At 61.5% G+C, this 20147-nt stretch carries 19 protein-coding genes and 2 pseudogenes; 15 read left to right on the top strand and 6 right to left on the bottom strand.

Annotation, left to right across the window (positions count from 1 at the left end; translation table 11 throughout):
* Together SC318_RS15500 and SC318_RS15495 are read right to left on the bottom strand one after the other, a co-directional pair.
* A complete protein-coding gene (locus SC318_RS15500) occupies positions 1–627 on the bottom strand; it encodes a helix-turn-helix domain-containing protein (RefSeq protein WP_320427504.1) in 627 nt (208 codons plus the stop codon).
* Between the two features lie 5 nt (positions 628–632).
* Positions 633–791 (bottom strand): hypothetical protein, encoded by a 159-nt coding sequence (locus SC318_RS15495; RefSeq protein WP_320427503.1) that lies wholly within the window; start codon positions 789–791, stop codon positions 633–635.
* 206 nt (positions 792–997) lie between these two features.
* On the opposite strand from SC318_RS15495, the gene SC318_RS15490 reads away from it, so the two are divergent.
* Positions 998–3115: a TonB-dependent receptor family protein gene (locus SC318_RS15490; protein WP_320427502.1), complete on the top strand. Its 2118-nt coding sequence runs from the start codon at positions 998–1000 to the stop codon at positions 3113–3115.
* A gap of 34 nt (positions 3116–3149) precedes the next feature.
* On the opposite strand, the gene SC318_RS15485 is transcribed toward SC318_RS15490, so the two are convergent.
* Positions 3150–4967: a sigma-54-dependent Fis family transcriptional regulator gene (locus SC318_RS15485; protein WP_320427501.1), complete on the bottom strand. Its 1818-nt coding sequence runs from the start codon at positions 4965–4967 to the stop codon at positions 3150–3152.
* Between the two features lie 367 nt (positions 4968–5334).
* Here SC318_RS15485 and SC318_RS15480 point away from each other — a divergent pair, with 367 nt between their 5' ends.
* From SC318_RS15480 to SC318_RS15430, 11 genes are all read left to right on the top strand, one after another.
* Positions 5335–6429, top strand: coding sequence for an ABC transporter ATP-binding protein (locus tag SC318_RS15480; RefSeq protein ID WP_124387067.1), 1095 nt, complete (start codon positions 5335–5337; stop codon positions 6427–6429).
* Positions 6429–7526 (top strand): ABC transporter ATP-binding protein, encoded by a 1098-nt coding sequence (locus SC318_RS15475; protein ID WP_320427500.1) that lies wholly within the window; start codon positions 6429–6431, stop codon positions 7524–7526. The genes SC318_RS15480 and SC318_RS15475 overlap by 1 nt, the downstream gene beginning before the upstream one ends.
* Positions 7523–8389: a carbohydrate ABC transporter permease gene (locus SC318_RS15470; RefSeq protein ID WP_124363238.1), complete on the top strand. Its 867-nt coding sequence runs from the start codon at positions 7523–7525 to the stop codon at positions 8387–8389. Before SC318_RS15475 ends, SC318_RS15470 begins: the two co-directional genes overlap by 4 nt.
* 10 nt (positions 8390–8399) lie before the next feature.
* Positions 8400–9200, top strand: a complete 801-nt coding sequence (locus SC318_RS15465; RefSeq protein WP_124387065.1) for a carbohydrate ABC transporter permease — start codon at positions 8400–8402, stop codon at positions 9198–9200.
* A gap of 11 nt (positions 9201–9211) precedes the next feature.
* Positions 9212–9484, top strand: coding sequence for a DUF2160 domain-containing protein (locus SC318_RS15460; protein WP_124387064.1), 273 nt, complete (start codon positions 9212–9214; stop codon positions 9482–9484).
* A 160-nt stretch (positions 9485–9644) separates the two neighbouring features.
* Positions 9645–11387 carry an ABC transporter substrate-binding protein gene (locus SC318_RS15455; RefSeq protein ID WP_320427499.1) on the top strand — a complete coding sequence of 581 codons (1743 nt, stop codon included), beginning with the start codon at positions 9645–9647 and terminating at the stop codon, positions 11385–11387.
* Between the two features lie 190 nt (positions 11388–11577).
* Positions 11578–11772 carry a type II toxin-antitoxin system RelB family antitoxin gene (locus SC318_RS15450; protein WP_320427498.1) on the top strand — a complete coding sequence of 65 codons (195 nt, stop codon included), beginning with the start codon at positions 11578–11580 and terminating at the stop codon, positions 11770–11772.
* Complete coding sequence (locus tag SC318_RS15445; RefSeq protein WP_320427497.1) at positions 11772–12047, top strand: type II toxin-antitoxin system RelE/ParE family toxin; 276 nt, start codon at positions 11772–11774, stop codon at positions 12045–12047. The genes SC318_RS15450 and SC318_RS15445 overlap by 1 nt, the downstream gene beginning before the upstream one ends.
* 201 nt (positions 12048–12248) lie before the next feature.
* Positions 12249–13628 carry an iron-containing redox enzyme family protein gene (locus SC318_RS15440; RefSeq protein ID WP_320427496.1) on the top strand — a complete coding sequence of 460 codons (1380 nt, stop codon included), beginning with the start codon at positions 12249–12251 and terminating at the stop codon, positions 13626–13628.
* 11 nt (positions 13629–13639) lie between these two features.
* The gene (locus tag SC318_RS15435; protein WP_320427495.1) at positions 13640–14584 is read left to right on the top strand and encodes a methyltransferase; all 945 of its coding nucleotides are present in this window, start codon (positions 13640–13642) and stop codon (positions 14582–14584) included.
* A gap of 111 nt (positions 14585–14695) precedes the next feature.
* On the top strand, positions 14696–14866 hold the full coding sequence (locus SC318_RS15430; RefSeq protein WP_320427494.1) for a hypothetical protein: 171 nt from the start codon (positions 14696–14698) through the stop codon (positions 14864–14866).
* Between the two features lie 120 nt (positions 14867–14986).
* Here SC318_RS15430 and SC318_RS15425 read toward each other — a convergent pair whose 3' ends face one another.
* Complete coding sequence (locus SC318_RS15425; protein WP_320427493.1) at positions 14987–15418, bottom strand: hypothetical protein; 432 nt, start codon at positions 15416–15418, stop codon at positions 14987–14989.
* Positions 15419–15526: 108 nt separating this feature from the next.
* The gene (locus SC318_RS15420; RefSeq protein ID WP_320427492.1) at positions 15527–16315 is read right to left on the bottom strand and encodes an AraC family transcriptional regulator; all 789 of its coding nucleotides are present in this window, start codon (positions 16313–16315) and stop codon (positions 15527–15529) included.
* 85 nt (positions 16316–16400) lie between these two features.
* On the opposite strand from SC318_RS15420, the gene SC318_RS15415 reads away from it, so the two are divergent.
* Together SC318_RS15415 and SC318_RS15410 are read left to right on the top strand one after the other, a co-directional pair.
* Positions 16401–17399 (top strand): bile acid:sodium symporter family protein, encoded by a 999-nt coding sequence (locus SC318_RS15415; protein ID WP_320427491.1) that lies wholly within the window; start codon positions 16401–16403, stop codon positions 17397–17399.
* 201 nt (positions 17400–17600) lie between these two features.
* The gene (locus SC318_RS15410) at positions 17601–18785 is read left to right on the top strand and encodes a sugar transporter (protein WP_320427490.1); all 1185 of its coding nucleotides are present in this window, start codon (positions 17601–17603) and stop codon (positions 18783–18785) included.
* A 534-nt stretch (positions 18786–19319) separates the two neighbouring features.
* On the opposite strand, the pseudogene SC318_RS15405 reads toward SC318_RS15410, so the two are convergent.
* A pseudogene (locus SC318_RS15405) lies at positions 19320–19493 on the bottom strand (ABC transporter substrate-binding protein); the annotation flags it as partial.
* 230 nt (positions 19494–19723) lie between these two features.
* Here SC318_RS15405 and SC318_RS27095 point away from each other — a divergent pair.
* A pseudogene (locus SC318_RS27095) lies at positions 19724–19913 on the top strand (LLM class flavin-dependent oxidoreductase); the annotation flags it as partial.
* Positions 19914–20147 lie beyond the last annotated feature (234 nt).

Raw genomic sequence — 20147 nt, 5'->3', positions numbered from 1 at the left:
TCAGTCCAGGCGTTCCGGGTAGATGATCACCAGGAATGCCACCGCCTCGCTGTCAGCCGGGTTGCGATAGCGGTGCGGCTGGTCGGCGAAAAACAGAATCGAATCGCCGGTGGAGAGCAAGTAGCGCTCATCGTTGACGCTGACCTCCAGCACCCCCTGGGCGACCACCAGATTTTCCTGGATGCCCGGACCGTGCCCCTCGGAGACTTCCTCCCCCAGGCCTCGCAGGCGGATTTCATAAAATTCGGACTGACGTGCCCTGTCGAAAGGGAACAACGCCCGGCTGACGAACGCTCCGTCAGCGCTCACCAGGCGTTTGCTCTGTCGCGCCGGCAGCACTTCGACGCCCTCGAACGCGCGATCTTCCAGAAAGGCCGCCACCGACACCTTCAAGCCCTTGGCAATCTTGCACAGCACCTTGATCGACGGCACGCTGCGCCCGGACTCGATTTGCGCCAGCATTGCACGGCTCACGCCGCAGGCCCGCGCCAACCCGTCCAATGACAGGTGGCGCTTGCTGCGCAGGCGTTGCAGGTTGTGCGCTACGCACAGGCTGATCACGTCATCGTCGGTGCTGGGGGTGGGCAGCGACTCAGGTGGTTCGGGAATGGCGTGAAGGAAATTCATCGGCCTTACGCCTGGCGGGTATCGCTGTTTGTCGTGGCGTGCGCGGTAAACACGGCCAGCCCTGCACGCGCTGCGTACATCGCCCACATCAACTGGGCCGCCGCACGTGCCTGGCGGCGTTTACGGTGGAGGGTGAAGTCGATGAGGGTGGCGGATGTTTGCATGGGTAGGCTCTCGCGATGGAGTGGTTCGATGACCCACAGTAAGGCGTAGCGGTTATTTCTTTAAATACTGAGTTTTCATTTGTTAATTCGATTTTGGACTTAACAGCGAATCCCATGCGCGCGTGACCTGACAGGTGTGGGCGCCTTCCCATGACTGTTCGCGTGCCGGCGCTGCCGTCCACGCCCTGTCTTTCAAGGACCCGCCCATGCTGTTGCGACAACCTCCGCTACTATTCGCCACCCTGGCCCTCAGTTCGCTGGTACAGGCCGACAGCCTGCAATTGGCACCGGTCGAAGTCACCACGGACCAGGCCAGCGCCGGCGACATCGCCCAGGCGCAGCTCAAAAGCGTGCCCGGCGGCACTAATTTCATCGACATGAACAGCGTGCAGCAAGGGCGAATCAGCACCAATGAGGACGTCTTCAAATACCAGGCCGGGGTCTACGCCAAGGCGGCGAACAACGAAGGGGTCAAGTTGTCCATTCGCGGTTCGGGCCTGAACCGCAGCCCCGGTGCCCATGGCTCGGGGCTGTACGAAATGTTCGACGGCCTGCCGCTCACCGGCCCCGGCGGTACGCCTTACGAGCTCAAGGACCCGCTATGGCAGAGCCGGGTGGAGGTGCTGCGCGGCGCCAACGGTTTCGATCAGGGCGCGTTGGCCCTGGGTGGCGCTGTCAATTACGTCACCCGCACCGGTCTTGACGCGCCCAAGCTGCAAGTGCGCTATGAGGCGGGCAGCCGTGGCTACGCCCAGCGCGAGATCAGTTCCGGGCAGGTGCTCGGGGAGGCCGATTACTACATCAGCCTCACCGATTCGCAGTCCGACGGTTTCCAGCACCAGAGCGCCGGCACCGGCAAGGGCGTCGCGGCCAACTTCGGCTACCGCTTCAACCCGGACCTGGAAACGCGCTTCTATTTTCGTTACCGCGAAACCAACAACGACACCCCGGGCAAGCTCACGCGCTACCAGATCAGCCATGACCCGCGTGCCGCCAACAGCCTCAACGCCGCCCGCGACTCCAAGCGCCTGCAACCGGGCTCCACCTGGATCGCCAACAAGACCACCTTGCAATTGGATGATGCTTCACGGGTCGAAGTCGGGCTGGCCTATCACGACTACCCGATGGACCTGCGCGAAGGCACCAACCGCCTGAAAGTCGCCTATACCGACATCAGCGGCACACTGAATTACATTCGCCAAGACAACCTGTTCGGCCACGCCAGCAACACCACGCTCGGCCTGCGCACCACTCAGGCGATGCCGAATAATGGCGCCTCGGAGTACGTGCGCACCCCGGCGGGCAACACAGCGGGCTTCGCACCCGGCACCAAGACCCGTGACTACACCTACCTGGGTTCGGACACCGTGCTGCACGTCGGCAACGAATTGGAGCTGGTGCCCGACCTGTGGCTGACCACCGGCCTGGCCGCGATCTACACCCGCCGCGAAACCCAGGTCACCTACCCGGACGGCCAGGCACCGATCAGCCAGCACGATTGGGACTACGCGCCACGCATTGGCCTGCGCTATGACTTCACCCCGCAATTGCAGGTGTACGGCAACCTGAGCCGTTCGGTCGAGCCGCCGCACGCCTGGTCGATGATCTGGGGTTCCAACAAGTATTTCGGCCCCGGCAGTGGCGCGGCCACCGGCTTGCAGCGTGAAGGCGTGAAGCTGCGCAATCAGAGCGCTACGACGCTGGAAGTCGGTGGGCGCGGTGAGGCCTGGCTTGGCCAATGGGACCTGGCGCTGTACCGCTCCGAGGTGCGCCACGAACTGCTGACCGTGGAAACCCAGGCCCAGACAGCCACCAGCAATGCCATCGTCGCCGAAGCCAATGCCAGCCCCACCGTGCACCAGGGCGTGGAGCTGAGCCTGCTCAGCCCGCTGTGGGACGGCGGACGCGACGGCCAGCTGGCGCTGCGCCAAGCCTATACCTTCAGCGATTTCCACTACCGCGACGATGAGCGTTTCGGTGGCAATACCTTGCCTGGCATCCCCAAGCACTATTACCAGGCGCAGTTGCGGTACAGCCACCCGACCGGCTTCTACACCAGCCTCAACAGCGAGCACGCTTCGCGGGTGGCGGTGGACTACGCCAACTCTTACTACGCGGCGGCTTACACCACCCTGGGCGCCACGTTCGGCTACGATGCGCCCAGGCAGGACTGGCAGGCCTGGGTCGACCTGCGCAATCTGACCAACCGGCGCTATGCCAACACCGTCACGCCAGGCTATGACGACAAGGGCGTGGATGTGGCGCGCTCCACGCCAGCCGATGGCCGCGGTATCTACACCGGCGTCTCATGGAGTTGGCGCTGAGGCGGTATCGGTAGGCGTGCGCCAGCGCGCTGCTTCAGCCTTCGTTCTGACGCAGGCGCTTGTACAGGGTATTGCGGCTCACCCCCAGTTCGCGGGCGAGGTGGGATATGTTGCCGCCCGCCGCCTTCAAGCGCTGCGTCAGGTCGACGCTGTCATCCAGACGCTCACTGGCGGGCTCCTGTGTCGGCCCCAGCAAATCCACAAAAAAGTCATCGGGCAGGTGCTCCGGGCGGATGGGCTGTTCTTCGGCCATCGCCAGCGCCACCTGCAACACACTGCTCACCTGACGCAGATTGCCCGGCCACGGATGCTGTTCGAACAGCTTGAGCACCTCGGCGCTCAACCCGGCCCACTGCGTGGGGTCGCGGTGCTGCTGCCACAGTTGCTGGAACAGCGCCTGCTTGTCGCTGCGCTCGCGCAATGGCGGCAATTCCAGGGTCAGGCCGCCAATGCGGTAATACAAATCCTCACGAAAGCGCCCGGCTTGCACCAGTTCCCGTAGCGCTCGGTTGGTGGCCGAGATGATGCGCAAGTCCACCGGGAACACCTCGCTGTTGCCCACCGGTTGCACACAACGCTCCTGCAGCACCCGCAGCAGCCGGGCCTGGGTGGGTAAAGGCATGTCGCCGATTTCATCGAGAAACAGCGTGCCCTTGTCGGCCTTGCGGATCAGGCCGATGCTGCCTTTCTGGTTGGCACCGGTGAACGCGCCTTTTTCGTAGCCAAACAGTTCCGATTCCACCAGCTCAGCCGGAATCGCCGCACAGTTCACCGCGATCAATGCCTGCTGGCTGCGGGAACTGGCCTGGTGCAGGGCTTTGACGAACACCTCTTTGCCCACGCCGGTTTCGCCGTGGATCAACAACGGAATGTCTTTTTCCAGCAGACGTTCGGCCTGGCGCACGGCTTTTTCCACCCGTGCATCGCCAAAATGCAGGGTGGTGAGGCTGACGGCGGCGGGCTTGGCCGGCGCAGGTGGGTTGAACATCCGCGCCTGCACTGGCGTCTGCCTCGGCCGCTTGAGCAGGCATTGGAAACGATTGCGTCCCGCCGCTTGCAGGGAGAACGGCAGGCCCTCCGGCTGATTGAGCAACTCCAGCAGCGAGACCTTGAACAAGCTGTCGATCATCACCCGCGACAGACTGATACCCAGCAGGTTGTCCGCACGCCGGTTAGCCGACAGCACCTGGCCGCTTTCGTCGAAAATCAGCAGGCCTGCCCACTGGCTGTCGAGGTTGCTCAGGCCGGTGTTGAACGTCAGCTGGAAATGCTCGCCGCGAAACAGGTTGAGGATCAGCCGGTTTTCCACGGTCTGGCTCATCATCTTGACCATGCCCAGGGTGTGGGAGGGCGGCAGGTAGCTGTCGCTGGAGACGTCCAGCACCGCGATGATCTCGCGTTGGGCGTCGAAAATCGGCGCTGCCGAACCGGTCATGAAGCGGTTGGCCTTGAGGAAGTGTTCGTCGTGCTCGATATGCACGGCCTGGGCGCAGGCCAATGCGGTACCGATGGCGTTGGTGCCGCTGGCGTGTTCCATCCAGCTGGCGCCTGCGCTGAAACCACGGGCCAGCCGCGGCTCGATAAACCGCTGGGTGCCCCACGAGGTCAGCACCTGGCCCTGATTGTCGGCCAGCATGATCAGGCAGTTGGAATTGCTCAGGATGTTTTCGTAGTAGGGCAGCACTTCCTGATGGGTGGTCTGCACCAGTGAATGCTGACTCTCCAGCAACTGGCGAATGCCCTCGGCGGGTAACTGGTCGAAGCTGGGCGCGCTCTGGTGGTCCAGGCCGAAGGCGCGGCAGCGGCGCCAGGAGTCCTGGATGATGGTGTCGTGAGTCAGTGGTTCGGCCATGTGTTGACCTTCATTTTTATTGTTTTGGGGTCTTGCACAATTCAATGGATGTAACCAGGTCAATGTGGGAGGGGGCTTGCCCCCCGATAGCGGTGGGTCAGTCAGCACTTTTGTCACTGATATACCGCCATCGGGGGCAAGCCCCCTCCCACAGTTGATCTGTATTGATCAATCAATCGGGGTCCAAAGAGTGTTGTTCAGAACTGTTCATTGTCAACCCCCTGACTGTTCAGTTGATCAGTCAAATTGTTCACTCCCGAACAGCGCATTCACCCCATTTCCTTACGGATCAACCACCTGCCATTTCTGGCACGGAACTCGCTCTGACAACTGGCCAGATTCATTCCAATAATAAAAAGGTCGTGTCATGTCATTGACCCTGGAACATGTCTCCCGCGTTGTCGAAGGCCAAACCTGGATCGACGATGCCAACCTGCGTTTCGAAGCCGGTTCCTTCAACGTTTTGCTCGGCCGCACCCTGTCCGGCAAGACCAGCCTCATGCGTTTGATGGCCGGCCTGGACAAGCCCGACAGCGGCCGCATCCTGATGAACGGTGTGGACGTCACGCAAAAACCGGTGCGCTTGCGCAACGTGTCCATGGTGTACCAACAGTTCATCAACTACCCCACCATGACGGTGTTCGAAAACATCGCCTCGCCCTTGCGCCAGGCCGGTGTGGCCAACGAGCTGATCCAGAGCAAGGTGCTGGAAACGGCGCGAATGCTGCGCATCGAGAAATTTTTGCAACGCCACCCGCTGGAACTGTCCGGCGGCCAGCAGCAGCGTACGGCCATGGCCCGAGCGCTGGTCAAAGACGCCGAGCTGATTCTGTTCGATGAGCCGTTGGTCAACCTGGACTACAAGCTGCGCGAAGAACTGCGTCAGGAAATGCGCGAACTGTTCAAGGCGCGCCACACCATCGCCATCTACGCCACCACCGAGCCCAACGAAGCCCTGGCGCTGGGCGGTACCACCACCATTCTTCACGAAGGCCGAGTGATTCAGAGCGGCAAGGCCGCCGAGGTCTATCACCAGCCGCAAAGCGTATTGGCTGCCGAGCTGTTTTCCGAACCGCCGATCAACCTGATGCCCGGGCGCATCAGCGGCAATGAAGTGAGTTTCGCCAACTTCGTGCATTTCCCGCTCAACGTCGACCTGCGCCCCATCGGCGAAGGTGAATTCCGCTTTGGCGTGCGCCCCAGCCATATCAGCCTGGTGCCCAGCAACGACGACGACCTGGAGCTGGCCGTGACCGTGGAAGTCGCCGAGATCAGCGGTTCGGAAACCTTCCTGCACGTGCGCAGCGAACATTTCCTGCTGGTGCTGCACCTGCCGGGGGTGCATGAGTACGACGTCGACGCGCCGATCCGCGTGTATATCCCCACCCATAAACTGTTTGTGTTCGATGGCCAGGGCCGTTTGGTCCAGGCCCCCGGGCGCCGTGTCGCGAGGGTTGCCTGATGGCCGAGATCCATTTGCAGAACCTGGCGCACAGCTACAGCGCGACCCCAAGCGGCCCGGAAGACTACGCTATCCGGGCGATGAACCACGTGTGGGAGCAGGGCGGTGCCTACGCCTTGCTCGGCCCGTCGGGCTGCGGCAAGTCGACCTTGCTCAACATCATTTCCGGCCTGCTCAGCCCGTCCGAAGGCCAGGTGCTGTTCGATACCCAGGTGGTCAACGACCTCACTCCGGAAAAGCGCAACATCGCCCAGGTGTTCCAGTTCCCGGTGGTGTACGACACCATGACGGTGTTCGATAACCTGGCGTTTCCCCTGCGCAACCAGGGCATGGCCGAGGCGAAAATTCATAGCAAGGTGCAGGAAATCGCCGAGGTCCTCGACCTGCAGAACCTGCTGAGCAAAAAAGCCCGCAACCTCACCGCCGACGAAAAACAGAAAGTCTCCATGGGCCGTGGCCTGGTGCGCGACGACGTGTCGGCGATCCTGTTTGACGAGCCGCTGACGGTGATCGACCCGCACCTGAAGTGGAAACTGCGGCGCAAGCTCAAGCAGATTCACGAGCAGTTCAATATCACTATGGTCTACGTCACCCACGACCAGCTCGAAGCCTCCACCTTCGCCGATAAAATCGCGGTGATGTACGGCGGGCAGATCGTGCAGTTCGGTACGCCGCGGGAATTGTTCGAGCGGCCGAGCCACACCTTCGTCGGCTATTTCATCGGCAGCCCTGGGATGAATCTGATCGAGGTGCAGGCCGAGGCGGGCGGGGTGCGGTTTGCCAACACGCTGCTGCCGCTGTCCGAGGCGTTGCAGCAACGCCTCAACGCCACCGACTACAAGAAACTGCAGGTGGGTATTCGCCCGGAATTCATCCATGTGTGGGACGAGCACAACCCTGACGCCTTGCACGCCGATGTCACTCACGTGGAAGACTTCGGCACCTACAAGATCATGACCCTCAACCTTGATGGCGCCACGCTCAAAGTGCGCCTGGCCGAAGACAAACCGGTGCCCGAAGGCCGAGCCTGCATCAGCTTCCCCGCGCAATGGCTGATGCTCTACGCCGACGATTACCTGCTGGAGGTGCAGCCATGAACAAGGTGCAGAACAACAAGGCCTGGTGGCTGGTGCTGCCCGTATTCCTGCTGGTGGCGTTCAGCGCCGTGATCCCGATGATGACGGTGGTCAACTACTCGGTGCAGGATATCTTTGACCAGTCCAGCCGCTACTTCGTCGGTGCCGACTGGTACAAGCAGGTGCTGCTCGACCCGCGGCTGCATGATTCGCTGCTGCGCCAGTTCATCTATTCGGCCTGCGTGCTGCTGATCGAAATCCCCCTGGGCATCGCCATCGCCCTGACCATGCCGACCAAGGGCCGCTGGTCGTCGCTGGTGTTGATCGTGCTGGCAATCCCCTTGCTGATTCCGTGGAACGTGGTCGGCACCATCTGGCAGATCTTCGGCCGCGCCGACATCGGCCTGCTCGGTTACAGCCTCAACGCCATGGGCATCAGCTACAACTATGCGGCCAACACCATGGACGCCTGGGTCACCGTGCTGGTCATGGACGTGTGGCACTGGACCTCACTGGTCGCGTTGCTGTGCTATTCGGGGCTGCGGGCGATTCCGGATGTGTACTACCAGGCGGCGCGGATCGATCGCGCATCGGCCTGGGCGGTTTTCCGACATATCCAGCTGCCCAAGATGAAAAGCGTGCTGTTGATCGCGGTGATGCTGCGTTTCATGGACAGCTTCATGATCTACACCGAACCGTTCGTACTGACCGGCGGCGGGCCGGGGAATGCCACCACCTTCCTCAGTCAGACCTTGACCCAGATGGCCGTAGGCCAATTCGACCTCGGCCCGGCGGCAGCATTTTCGCTGGTGTACTTCCTGATCATCCTGTTGGTGTCCTGGCTGTTCTACACCGCCATGACCCACTCCGACGCCAACCGCTGAGGTCGCCAACATGAGCAAGCGCAAGCTGGTTCCATTATTGATCTACATCCTGTTCCTGTTGGTGCCGATCTACTGGCTGCTGAACATGTCGTTCAAGAGCAACACCGAAATCCTCGGCGGGCTGACCCTGTTTCCCCAGGATTTCACCCTGGCCAACTACAAGGTGATCTTCACCGACCCGAGCTGGTACACCGGCTACCTCAACTCGCTGTACTACGTGAGCTTGAACACGGTGATTTCCCTGAGCGTGGCCTTGCCGGCGGCCTACGCGTTTTCGCGCTACCGTTTCCTGGGCGACAAGCACCTGTTCTTCTGGCTGCTGACCAACCGCATGGCGCCGCCCGCGGTGTTCCTGCTGCCGTTTTTCCAGCTGTATTCGTCCATCGGCCTGTTCGATACGCATATCGCGGTGGCACTCGCCCATTGTCTGTTCAACGTGCCGCTGGCGGTGTGGATCCTTGAAGGGTTCATGTCCGGCGTACCCAAGGAAATCGACGAAACCGCCTACATTGATGGCTATTCGTTTCCCAAGTTCTTCGTGAAGATTTTCATCCCGTTGATCGGTTCAGGCATCGGCGTTACGGCGTTTTTCTGCTTCATGTTTTCCTGGGTCGAACTGTTGCTGGCGCGCACCTTGACCTCGGTCAACGCCAAGCCCATCGCGGCGGTGATGACCCGCACGGTATCGGCCTCGGGTATCGACTGGGGCGTGCTGGCAGCGGCGGGGGTGTTGACCATCCTGCCGGGCATGCTGGTGATCTGGTTTGTTCGTAACCACGTGGCCAAGGGCTTTGCCCTGGGCCGGGTCTAGAGGAATCGACGATGGAATGGATGGCCTGGACCACCCCCACTGCACTGTTCTTTGGCGGCATCGCGCTGATTCTGGCGGGCATGACCACCTGGGAGTTGCGCTCGCCGAGTATCCCTCGGCGGGGTTTTCTGCCGATCAGCACCACCCGTGGTGATCGTCTGTTTATCGGTCTTCTCGGCAGCGCCTACCTGCATTTGCTGGTAATCGGCGCCACCGGCTGGAGCATCTGGGTAGCGACCGCGCTGTCCCTGGTGTGGCTGTTGAGTGTGATGCGCTGGGGCTAGCACCGACTCCTTCGTGTAGGCGCGAGCTTGCTCGCGAAAATCGTCAACGATAACGCGGTGCTCCTGTAGTGCGCGGTGTCTGTGGGTTTTTCGCGAGCAAGCTCGCTCCTACAGGGGGAGGTATTTGATAGCCCTGTTCGAAATTAACCAGGAGGTCTCTATGTTGAATAAAAACAATAAGCTGCGACATAGCATTTCATTGGCTGCCGTACTGGCCCTCAGTGGTTTGAGCGCTTCGGCCTGGGCCGATGCGTATGAAGATGCGGCGAAAAAGTGGATCGGCAGCGAGTTCAAACCGTCTACCCTCACGGCCGACCAGCAACTGGAGGAATTGAAGTGGTTTATCAAGGCCGCCGAACCGTTCCGTGGGATGAAGATCAACGTGGTGTCGGAAACCCTCACCACCCACGAGTATGAATCCAAGGTACTGGCCAAGGCCTTCAGCGAAATCACCGGGATCAAGCTGACCCACGACCTGCTGCAGGAAGGCGACGTGGTGGAAAAGCTGCAGACCCAGATGCAGTCCGACAAGAACATCTATGACGGCTGGGTCAACGACTCGGACCTGATCGGTACGCACTTTCGCTACGGCAAGACCGAATCCATCACCGACCTGATGGCCAACGAAGGCAAGGACTTCACCTCGCCAACCCTGGACCTCAAGGACTTCATCGGCCTGTCATTCACCACCGCCCCGGACGGCAAGGTCTACCAGCTGCCCGACCAGCAGTTCGCCAACCTGTACTGGTTCCGCGCCGACTGGTTCGAGCGCCCGGAGCTCAAAGCCAAGTTCAAGGAAAAGTACGGTTATGACCTCGGCGTGCCGGTGAACTGGTCGGCCTATGAAGACATTGCCAAATTCTTCAGCGAAGACGTCAAGGAAATCGACGGCAAGCGCATCTATGGGCACATGGACTACGGCAAGAAAGACCCGTCCCTGGGCTGGCGCTTCACCGATGCCTGGTTCTCCATGGCCGGTGGCGGCGACAAGGGCCTGCCCAACGGCTTGCCGGTGGACGAGTGGGGCATTCGCGTGGAGGACTGCCACCCGGTGGGCTCCAGCGTGACCCGTGGCGGCGACACCAACGGCCCGGCTGCCGTATTCGCCACGCAGAAATACGTGGACTGGATGAAAGCCTATGCGCCACCGGAAGCGGCGGGCATGACCTTCTCCGAATCCGGCCCGGTGCCGTCCCAGGGCAACATCGCCCAGCAGATCTTCTGGTACACCGCGTTTACCGCCGACATGACCAAACCGGGCCTGCCGGTGGTGAACGCCGACGGCACGCCGAAATGGCGCATGGCGCCGTCGCCGGTCGGGCCGTATTGGGAGAAGGGCATGAAGAAGGGGTATCAGGACGTGGGTTCCTGGACTTTCCTCAAGTCGACGCCGGAAAAACAGAAACTCGCCGCCTGGCTCTACGCGCAGTTCGTGACCTCCAAAACCGTGTCGCTGAAGAAGACCATCGTCGGCCTGACGCCGATTCGTGAGTCCGACATCAACTCCCAGGCCATGACCGACCTGGCGCCCAAACTCGGCGGCCTGGTGGAGTTCTACCGCAGCCCGGCGCGGGTCGAATGGACCCCGACCGGCACCAACGTGCCGGACTACCCACGCCTGGCGCAACTGTGGTGGAGCAACATCGCCGCCGCCGCCAGCGGCGAGAAAACCCCGCAGCAGGCACTGGACAACCTGGCCAAGGAACAGGACGCGATCATGACGCGCCTGGAACGCTCCAAGGTCCAGCCGGTGTGCGGCCCGAAAATGAACCCCGAGCGTGACGCGCAATACTGGTTCGACCAGCCTGGCGCGCCGAAGCCAAAACTGGCGAACGAGAAGCCTAAAGGTGAGACCGTGAACTACAACGACCTGCTCAAGCAGTGGGAGGCAGCGCGTAAATAAAAGGGCTGCGCAATGCGCTGAGTACCAGTGTGGGAGGGGGCAAGCCCCTCCCACATTACTTGGAACAGAACGGAACCTTGTGTGCCATTTTTAATCTTGCGGGTAAGCTCGCCTGCATTTCATCTGGTGGCTCAAGACAGCCCGCCGGGTTGCGACTAAACTGCTGAGCGTTCATACAGGAGGTGACCTGATGGCTGTTCCACTTTCCCCAATTGTTTCGGAGTTTGAAACCGAAGAGCAGGCGAGTAGCCATGATCTCTGGTTTCGTAAAAAAGTCGAAAAAAGCCTGACCAATCCCGGCCCCGGCGTGCCTCATGATGAAGTCATGGCGAGGGTTGAAGCGATCATTGAGCAAGCGGAGCGTAAACAGAGGGCGAAAGTCTGATGCTGCCCGTTGTTTGGCTTGATGAGGCCATTAGCGACCTGATTGAAATCGTGACTTTTATCGCAGCACAAAACCCTGGCGCTGCACGACGCCTCAAGACCCGCCTTGAAGGTGCGCCTTTACCATTGACGGAGCATCCTTATCTGTATCCGAATGGTCGTGTGCCTGGGACTCGCGAGGTCGTCGTCCACCCGAATTATGTGTTGGTGTATCGAGTGTCCGCAGAACGGATCGAGATCGTCAACGTATTACACGCCCGGCAAGAATATCCTTGAGGCTTTCCCGAACCTCGCATCCTCTCGGTGAGAGGCGTTACCAGCAATACATCGCGACCGCTTATCCCTCCTTTCCCAACCTCATTTGAATTTTTCGCACCCTCCAAGGCTCTGCATTCTATAAGCGCGTGGTTCAAAGCGCTTTTGCGGGGCCGCCTAGCTGGGTGGTCCGTTGTAACGGACTTTGCGGAAACTGCCACCATGACACTTCTCACAGCGCTGTCGGGCCAACCGGCCTCTGTTACCGACGCGGCCCAGGGTCGCCATCAACGGGTCTATCAACAGTTGTATGGCGAATCTTGTGATGCCCTGGAACTGGCGCGGGAATACCTGCAGGACCAACTGGCCCAGGTAGAAACGAGCGCCAGCGACCTGCCCGATTCGCCCGAAGATCTGCCGGCCTGGGTCGAACAGCGTTGCGCCGCCGTGGCCCAGGCCTATGCCGAGTACCTGGAGCAGCGCCAGCAAGGCCGCCCCCGTCGCTATTTCCAGAACAAGGCGCACGCCTTGTATGTGCTGCAACGCGTGGCGCCGACCAAGCAGGTGGATGGCGCCTGGCTCTACGGCCTGCTGCACTATTGGCAGGACCAGCGTTTCGACGGCCTGCTCACCACCTACCTGGAAGAACTGGGCGACGGTGAAGCCGCACAGAACCACGTGGTGATCTATCGCAAACTGCTCAGCGAGCACGACGCCGACAGCGAGGCCGGGCTTGAGGATGAGCACTATCTGCAGGGCGCTCTGCAACTGGCCCTGGGCCTGTGCGCCGATGAGTTTCTGCCGGAGATCATCGGTTACAACCTCGGCTATGAGCAGTTACCGTTGCACCTGTTGATCACCGCTTACGAACTGAGCGAGCTGGGCATCGACCCCTATTACTTCACCCTCCACGTGACCATCGACAACCCCAGCAGTGGCCACGCCGCCAAAGCCGCGCAATCGGTGTTGAACCTGCTGCCGCTGGGCGAGGGCAGGGAAGCGTTCTACCGTCGCGTTGCCGCAGGCTATCGCCTCAACGACCTCGGTCCCGGCACCACTGCGGTGATCGAGCAGTTCGATCTGCAGGAAGAAGTGGTTGCCATGCTCGAACGCAAACGCACCTTTGGCCAGCACATGCATTCGGACTATTGCCGCTTCGAAGGCAAGACCGTCAACCAATGGCTGGCCAAGCCCGGGCAGATCGGCGCGTTCCTCAAGGCGATGGAGGACAAGGGCTGGATCAAACGTAACCAGGACCCCACCGAAAGCCGCTTCTGGCAGCTGATCGAAGGCGCAGGCGCCGCCATGTTCGGCGTGTTCAGTGGTTATGAAAAACAGGTGTTGCACGACTGGATCGCCGGTGACTGGATCGGCGCCAAGCGCGTGCCGCCGGTGCGCCCGGGACGCGGCAGCCGTTTCACCCGCGAGCAGCACCGTCCGGCTGATCCGGACACCCAGGCGCTGGCCGATTCACTGTGGAACCTGCCCGATGAGCAACAGCTGGGCACGCTGATCCCGTGGATGTCGGCGCGGCGCCACTGCTGCCCGGCAGGGTTGTACGCCACTCGCCGTTTTATCCAACTGCGCGCGCGCCTGCGCTAAGGAAGTCGTTAATGTCTGCACAACAATTGGCTGATCGTGCCCTGCTCAACCTGGGCCGAAGCCTGAAGGAGAACGGCTACCGGTTTATCACGCCCACGCCGTTGACCCACGAACGCGTGTTCCGGCGCCTGACGACACCCTTGGCGACGAACCAGCGCGATGTGTTTGGCTGGTCGATGCCGTTCGATGACGAGCTGTTGCCCGAGGCGTTTCGTGACGAGCTGCAGCGAGCCGAGGTGATCGAAAAACACGACGCGCTATGGCGCAGCACGGTGCGCTGGTCGAGCCTGGATGACTTGCTGTTTGCCCATTCACCTTTTCCCACCGTCGAGGCGGACGCGGTGTTTTTCGGCCCCGACAGCTATCGATTTGCCCAGGTTATCGAAGCGCACCTGCAGCAGCGTTTCGAGCTGCTTAAACGCGCGGTAGACATTGGCTGCGGGGCCGGCGTCGGCGCGCTGGTCATCGCCCATGCGCGACACGACGCCCAAGTGCTGGCGGTGGACATCAACCCGCGTGCGTTGCGCCTGACGGCGGTGAACGCCGAATTGGCCGGCCTGGCCAATGTCAGCGTGTACCAGAGCGATGTGCTGACCAGCGTCGAAGGCGAATTCGACTTGATCGTCGCCAACCCGCCGTACATGAACGACGACCGTCAGCGTGCCTACCGCCATGGCGGCGGCGCGCTGGGCGAACAGCTGTCGGTGCGCATCGTCAGCGAATCCGTCGGGCGTCTCGCCGTTGGCGGTAGCCTGGTGTTGTATACCGGCGTGGCCATGGTGGCCGGCGGCGATCCTTTCCTGGACGCGGTCAAGCCATTGCTGACCAGCGACGCCTATGGTTGGACCTACCGCGAACTGGACCCTGACGTCTTCGGTGAAGAACTCGATAAACCGGGTTATGAACGCGTCGAGCGGATCGCCGTGGTGGCGCTCACTGTCACACGCCTGCGCTGACCGCTCAGGCTCAAGGCGATCATTTATCAGTGATGACTTACCAAGGCGCCCACAAAGTGCAGGTCGATACGGTACCTGACCCGATTATCGAGCAGCCCCACGACATCATTTTTGCGCGTCACCGCCACCGCGACAGGCGGCGCGCGGTATGAGCTGTTCGACAAGTGCGAGCAAGAGTGCCGCAAGGTGATTCTGGTGCCAGGTAACAGCGACCGGCCGCTGACCGAGCCGCTGGAAGAACTGTCTCCCGAGATCCGCCTGCAAGGCGTTCCCGGTTTTTAATCTGCTAATACAAAACCAATGTGGGAGGGGGCTTGCCCCCGATAGCGGTGTGTCAGCCAACCAATGCTTAGCTGGCTCACCGCCATCGGGGGCAAGCCCCCTCCCACATTTGAAGTGCGTTCAAGTCAATGCTTGTGGCTGAATGTGCAATTGGTCATCGACATCCCTGACCAACCCACTGGCCAGAAACAGCGGTGCCAGGCGCTTGTGCAATTGTGGTTCAACAAACTCCTTCACCGTATCCAGCGCCAACACGCCGCTAAGCGGCAAATCCGCTTTGGTGTAGGACAACCAGGCTTTCTTCAGCGCCATCAGCACATCACTGCCTGCGGTGGAGGCGAAGCGGCGGTGGGTGGGCTTGCCGTCGAAATCAAAGGTGTGCTGGAACGCATAGCCGGTTTCATCGCCACCGCTGGCGCTGCAGCGAATGCAGGTGCACGGGCCGTCCCCAAAGGCGCTGCGCAGGTAGGCGTTGAAGTCCACCACGGGCTTGAGTGACAGGCGTTTATCAACCTCGAACAGGTCCCCGGTCATTTTTTCGTCAGTGTTCAACGTCCATTTCCTCGCAAGTCGGTAGCGGTCTTTCAAAGCGCGGCACAATAGCAGCCGAGCGCGTGTTTGGGGATTTTTTGAACCCTACGCAGGGTTAGCCGAGCAACGTCAGCGGAAAAATTCACCGGGTGTGGCGTCGAACTGCTGGCGAAATGCATTGATAAACGCCGAAGTCGATTCATAACCACAGCTCAACGCCACATCCGTCACCCGTTCACCTTGCTCCAGGGCGGGCAGGGCGCTGAGCAGTCGCAGGCGCTGGCGCCACGCGCGAAACGTCAGCCCCGTGTCACCGAGAAACAGACGACTGAGGGTTTTCTCACTCACCCCCAGCTTGCCGCTCCATTGACCCAAGGTGGTCTGCTGCTCCGGGTGCAGGCTCAGGCTGCGATAAATCTGGCGCAGGCGCGGGTCATGGGGCAAGGGCAGCATCAAATCCACTTGGGGCGCTGCGGCAAGCTGGTCCAGCACCACTTGGGCCAGGCGACCGTCCGGGCCATCCTCGGCATATTCCACCGGCAGCTCGCTGAAGCTGCGGATCAACTCGCGCAGCAAACTGCTCACCGCCAGCACCTGGCAACGCTCGGCCGCCCACGCGGTGACGCGGCAATCGAGGTAAAGGCTGCGCATCTCGGTGTGGGGCGAGCTGTACACGCGATGGGGCATGCCCGCTGGAATCCACACCGCACGCTGGGGCGGCGCAACGAAGCGGCCGGCGCTGGTCTGGATCTCCAGCACTCCGGAAATCGCATAGGACAACTGCACCCACGGGTGACTGTGCCGCCGCGTCAGCGCCCGATTCGGCAACGATTCGGTGCGCCCGTACACCGGCCGTGGCAGGCTGGACAGCCCGGGCACAGTGCGTCGCACGGTTTTGTCATGTCCTTTAGGCGGCATTTACTGGCTCATTGGCGTTAGTCGGTAAAAGAGGGTTACGTTAGAGTCGCCAGTACGCTCTTGGCAACCCCTGGAAGATTTGCTTATGACCCGTCCTCGTTTCCTGCCCGACAATTTCACCCTGACCCTGATCGCTACGGTCATTCTCGCCTCGCTGCTGCCCGCCAGCGGCCAGACTGCCGTGGCCTTCGGCTGGGTCACCAATCTGGCCATTGCGCTGCTGTTCTTCCTGCACGGCGCCAAGCTGTCGCGTGACGCCATCGTCGCCGGGGCCGGGCACTGGCGCCTGCATTTGCTGGTGTTCAGCCTGACGTTCGTGCTGTTCCCGCTGCTGGGCCTGGCGCTCAAGCCCGTGCTGTCGCCGTTGATTGGCACCGACCTGTACATGGGCATGCTCTACCTCTGCGCGCTGCCGGCCACCGTGCAATCGGCGATTGCCTTCACTTCCCTGGCGCGCGGCAACATCCCGGCGGCGATCTGCAGCGCGGCGGCCTCCAGCCTGTTCGGTATCTTCCTGACGCCGTTGCTGGTGACCCTGCTGCTCAATGTGCACGGCGATGGCGGCTCCACGGTCGACGCCATCCTGAAGATCAGCGTGCAGCTGCTGCTGCCCTTTGTCGCCGGTCAGATCGCCCGGCGCTGGATCGGCGACTGGGTCGGGCGCAATAAAGCCTGGCTCAAGTTCGTCGACCAAGGCTCGATCTTGCTGGTGGTCTACAGCGCCTTCAGCGAAGCGGTCAACGAAGGCATCTGGCACCAGATTCCGCTGTGGGAGCTGGGTGGGCTGGTAGTGGCGTGCTGCGTGTTGCTGGCGCTGGTGCTGGTGGCGTCCGCGCTGCTGGGCAAGGCGTTCGGCTTCAATCAGGAGGACCGCATCACCATCCTGTTCTGCGGTTCGAAGAAAAGCCTGGCCACCGGCGTGCCCATGGCCCAGGTACTGTTCGCCGGGGCAACCATGGGCGTGCTGATCCTGCCGCTGATGCTGTTTCACCAGATCCAGCTGATGGTGTGCGCGGCATTGGCCCAGCGCTATGCGAAGCGCCCGGAAAGCATTCCCGAGTTGATGACGCAGGTGGATCCGTGAGTCGGTTTTTATCGACGGGCAAATAGCCTCACGTTAACGCCGCGCCGATTGATGTGAGCCCCTGCGACAAATGCACGCAGTGGCTCGGCGATAACCGGACGGGATCGGCGCCAACAGCTGCGCGAGAAACCTATAGAATGTTCAACGGCCCCGCCTGTTCGGCGCGGCCGTTTGATCACCGTCAGAGTACCTCGCCCGTCAATGAGCCTTTCAGCCGCAACCCCTCAAGCCAATTGGCAACCGGTCATCGCCCTGGCGCTGGCCGCGTTTGTGTTCAATACCACCGAATTCGTGCCGGTCGGCCTGCTCAGCGCCATCGGCGCCAGCTTTGACATGCCCGTGGCCAGCGTCGGCCTGATGCTCACCATCTACGCGTGGATCGTGTCGCTGACGTCGCTGCCGGTGATGCTGCTCACACGTAACGTGGAGCGGCGCAAATTGCTGATCGTGCTGTTCGGGCTGTTTATCGCCAGTCATATCCTGTCCAGCGTGGCTACCAGCTTCGGCCTGTTGATGGTCAGCCGGGTCGGCATCGCCCTGGCCCATGCGTTGTTCTGGTCGATCACCGCGTCGCTGGCGGTGCGCCTGGCACCGGCGGGCAAGCAGGTGCAGGCCCTCGGCCTGCTCGCCACCGGCACGTCCCTGGCGATGGTGCTGGGCATCCCTCTGGGTCGCCTGCTCGGCGAGGCCATGGGCTGGCGCACCACGTTCCTGGTGATCGCCGCGTTCGCGGCGGCATTGGTCTTCTGGCTGGCGCGCACCTTGCCGCCGCTGCCGAGCCAGAACTCCGGCTCCCTGCGCAGCCTGCCGTTGCTGTTCAAGCGCCCGGCGCTGGTGGCGCTCTACGTGCTGACGGCGATGACCGTTACCGCGCAATTCACCGCCTACAGCTACATCGAACCCTTCGTCGAAGGTGTCGCCGGCCTGGGCGGCAGTGCGGTCACCCTGATCCTGCTGGTCTTCGGCGGCGCCGGCATCATTGGCTCGCTGCTGTTCAGCCTGGTGCACCGTTTCAATCCGCACGTTTTCGTGATCAGCAGCGTGTTCCTCCTCGCGGCCTGCCTGGCGCTGATGCTGCCGCTGAGCGGTGCCGAATCCTACCTGGTGGTCCTGAGTATCTTTTGGGGCATGGCGATCATGGGGTTTGGCCTGGCGATGCAGTCCAAGGTGCTGGTGCTGGCCCCCGACGCCACCGACGTGGCGATGGCGATGTTTTCCGGCATCTACAACATCGGCATCGGCGGCGGCGCGCTGATGGGCAGTTGGGTCGGCAGCCACTTCGGCTTCGCCTGGATCGGCGCGGCGGGCGGCTTGCTGGCGGCGCTTGCGTTGGTGGGGTATTGCCTGGCGATTCGGCGGTTTGGGACGGGTGTGGTGCAGAGTTGAAAAATAGACGGCGGCCCTGGGCTAATGCCAGTCAGTCCAGGCATAGGTATCACACAATTTTGTAGCAGCCTACGGTAACCACGATGCGAAGCGAGCCGCTCTTGATCTTGCTCTTGATCTTAAGCGCCCCGTTAAACCACGCTGGCCGGAATTCGACATTGATTTGGGGGGTAAACCGGCAGGGATGCCGGTTTAGCCGCCCCGCGCCATGGATGGCGCGTGGCGGCGGCCCCCCAAATCACTGTCGGATTACGGGCACACCGAGCGTGAGCGAGGTGCCGAGTGGTGGGGCAAGAGCCCTTTGGGTTACTTTTGGGGCTCTTTTCCAAAAGTGACCCGCCGTAAGGGCGGAACCCTAAGCCGCCGTTACCGCAGCAACGGATATGTACTCGCTCTGATCCAATATCCTGGTCGGCTGTCAGGCCGCCATCGGGAGCAAGCCCCCTCCCACATTTGAATCGCGCGGCATCAGTCAGATAGCTATAGGCCGCGAGGCCGCCACGGGAGCAAGCTCCCTCGCCACAGGTTGCTTTTTTACGGCTGCCAGGTCTGCACAGCCTTGGCGCCCACGGCCCTGGGCAACAACCCGGCCTTGAAGAACGCATCGGCAATGTTCTGCTGCTCACCCAATTGCTCCAGCGTCACCGGTTGCACCTGGTAACTGCGGTGCGCATTCGCCGCTTCCACCGTTGCCGCATCCAGGGTGCCCTGGGTTTTCAACAGGGTGATCAGCGTCGAGGATTTCTGGTAACCGATACGTACGGTTTCCTGAGCGGGCGCGCTCAGCGCAACGCAGAGTGTGAGTAACCCGAAGGCAACAGCGAAAGGACGACGAAGGGACATGGCGGGCTCGATTTTCTCTATGACGGCCCAGCTTAATGATCTGAAAAACGTTTAATAAATACCCGTTCGATCTGAGCTTAGGGCGCTTTTCCTCTGAGTACTACGCACGCATCGCCAAGGTGGTGGAAGAGGGGCTGCTCGCGCGAGTTTGCCTTGCGCTACGGCGCCCAGTACGCCACGCGCCTGGACCCGCTGCCGATCCTGTCTTATCGAGTGGACCTGCGACGCCGGATTCTGGGGCTGCTGGGGCTGGAGGAGACTGGTAGCCAGCCCAACGCTCAACCGATCATTCCCACGCTCCCGCGTAGGAATGCAGCCTGTGACGCTCTGCGTCTCTTGCGGCCTCTGGCGGGACGCGGAGCGTCCCAGGAGGCGTTCCAACGCAGAGCGTAGGAACGATCAGTGAACCATCCCCCACTTCGCTTGTCCCCGCTTCCCATGTCACCCCCCGCCGCACAAATCCCTTAATTTTCCAAGCCTGTCGGAAGCCTCTCCAGGCCCCCGGCTGCGCCGATCCCA

Source organism: Pseudomonas sp. MUP55, from assembly GCF_034043515.1.
In the GTDB taxonomy this organism is placed as follows: domain Bacteria; phylum Pseudomonadota; class Gammaproteobacteria; order Pseudomonadales; family Pseudomonadaceae; genus Aquipseudomonas.
The sequence above is the reverse complement of the archived record's forward strand: the minus strand, read 5'-3'. Positions and strand labels throughout refer to the sequence as shown.

Excerpts from the sequence above, each read along its gene's own strand:
- SC318_RS15445 (WP_320427497.1), top strand. The coding sequence starts at position 11,772 with ATGCTGCCCGTTGTTTGGCTTGATGAGGCCATTAGCGACCTGATTGAA.
- SC318_RS15475 (WP_320427500.1), top strand. The coding sequence starts at position 6,429 with ATGGCCGAGATCCATTTGCAGAACCTGGCGCACAGCTACAGCGCGACC.
- SC318_RS15465 (WP_124387065.1), top strand. The coding sequence starts at position 8,400 with ATGAGCAAGCGCAAGCTGGTTCCATTATTGATCTACATCCTGTTCCTG.
- SC318_RS15410 (WP_320427490.1), top strand. The coding sequence starts at position 17,601 with ATGAGCCTTTCAGCCGCAACCCCTCAAGCCAATTGGCAACCGGTCATC.
- SC318_RS15470 (WP_124363238.1), top strand. The coding sequence starts at position 7,523 with ATGAACAAGGTGCAGAACAACAAGGCCTGGTGGCTGGTGCTGCCCGTA.
- SC318_RS15485 (WP_320427501.1), bottom strand. The coding sequence starts at position 4,967 with ATGGCCGAACCACTGACTCACGACACCATCATCCAGGACTCCTGGCGC.
- SC318_RS15455 (WP_320427499.1), top strand. The coding sequence starts at position 9,645 with ATGTTGAATAAAAACAATAAGCTGCGACATAGCATTTCATTGGCTGCC.
- SC318_RS15490 (WP_320427502.1), top strand. The coding sequence starts at position 998 with ATGCTGTTGCGACAACCTCCGCTACTATTCGCCACCCTGGCCCTCAGT.
- SC318_RS15435 (WP_320427495.1), top strand. The coding sequence starts at position 13,640 with ATGTCTGCACAACAATTGGCTGATCGTGCCCTGCTCAACCTGGGCCGA.
- SC318_RS15450 (WP_320427498.1), top strand. The coding sequence starts at position 11,578 with ATGGCTGTTCCACTTTCCCCAATTGTTTCGGAGTTTGAAACCGAAGAG.
- SC318_RS15480 (WP_124387067.1), top strand. The coding sequence starts at position 5,335 with ATGTCATTGACCCTGGAACATGTCTCCCGCGTTGTCGAAGGCCAAACC.
- SC318_RS15460 (WP_124387064.1), top strand. The coding sequence starts at position 9,212 with ATGGAATGGATGGCCTGGACCACCCCCACTGCACTGTTCTTTGGCGGC.
- SC318_RS15500 (WP_320427504.1), bottom strand. The coding sequence starts at position 627 with ATGAATTTCCTTCACGCCATTCCCGAACCACCTGAGTCGCTGCCCACC.
- SC318_RS15495 (WP_320427503.1), bottom strand. The coding sequence starts at position 791 with ATGCAAACATCCGCCACCCTCATCGACTTCACCCTCCACCGTAAACGC.
- SC318_RS15420 (WP_320427492.1), bottom strand. The coding sequence starts at position 16,315 with ATGCCGCCTAAAGGACATGACAAAACCGTGCGACGCACTGTGCCCGGG.
- SC318_RS15440 (WP_320427496.1), top strand. The coding sequence starts at position 12,249 with ATGACACTTCTCACAGCGCTGTCGGGCCAACCGGCCTCTGTTACCGAC.
- SC318_RS15415 (WP_320427491.1), top strand. The coding sequence starts at position 16,401 with ATGACCCGTCCTCGTTTCCTGCCCGACAATTTCACCCTGACCCTGATC.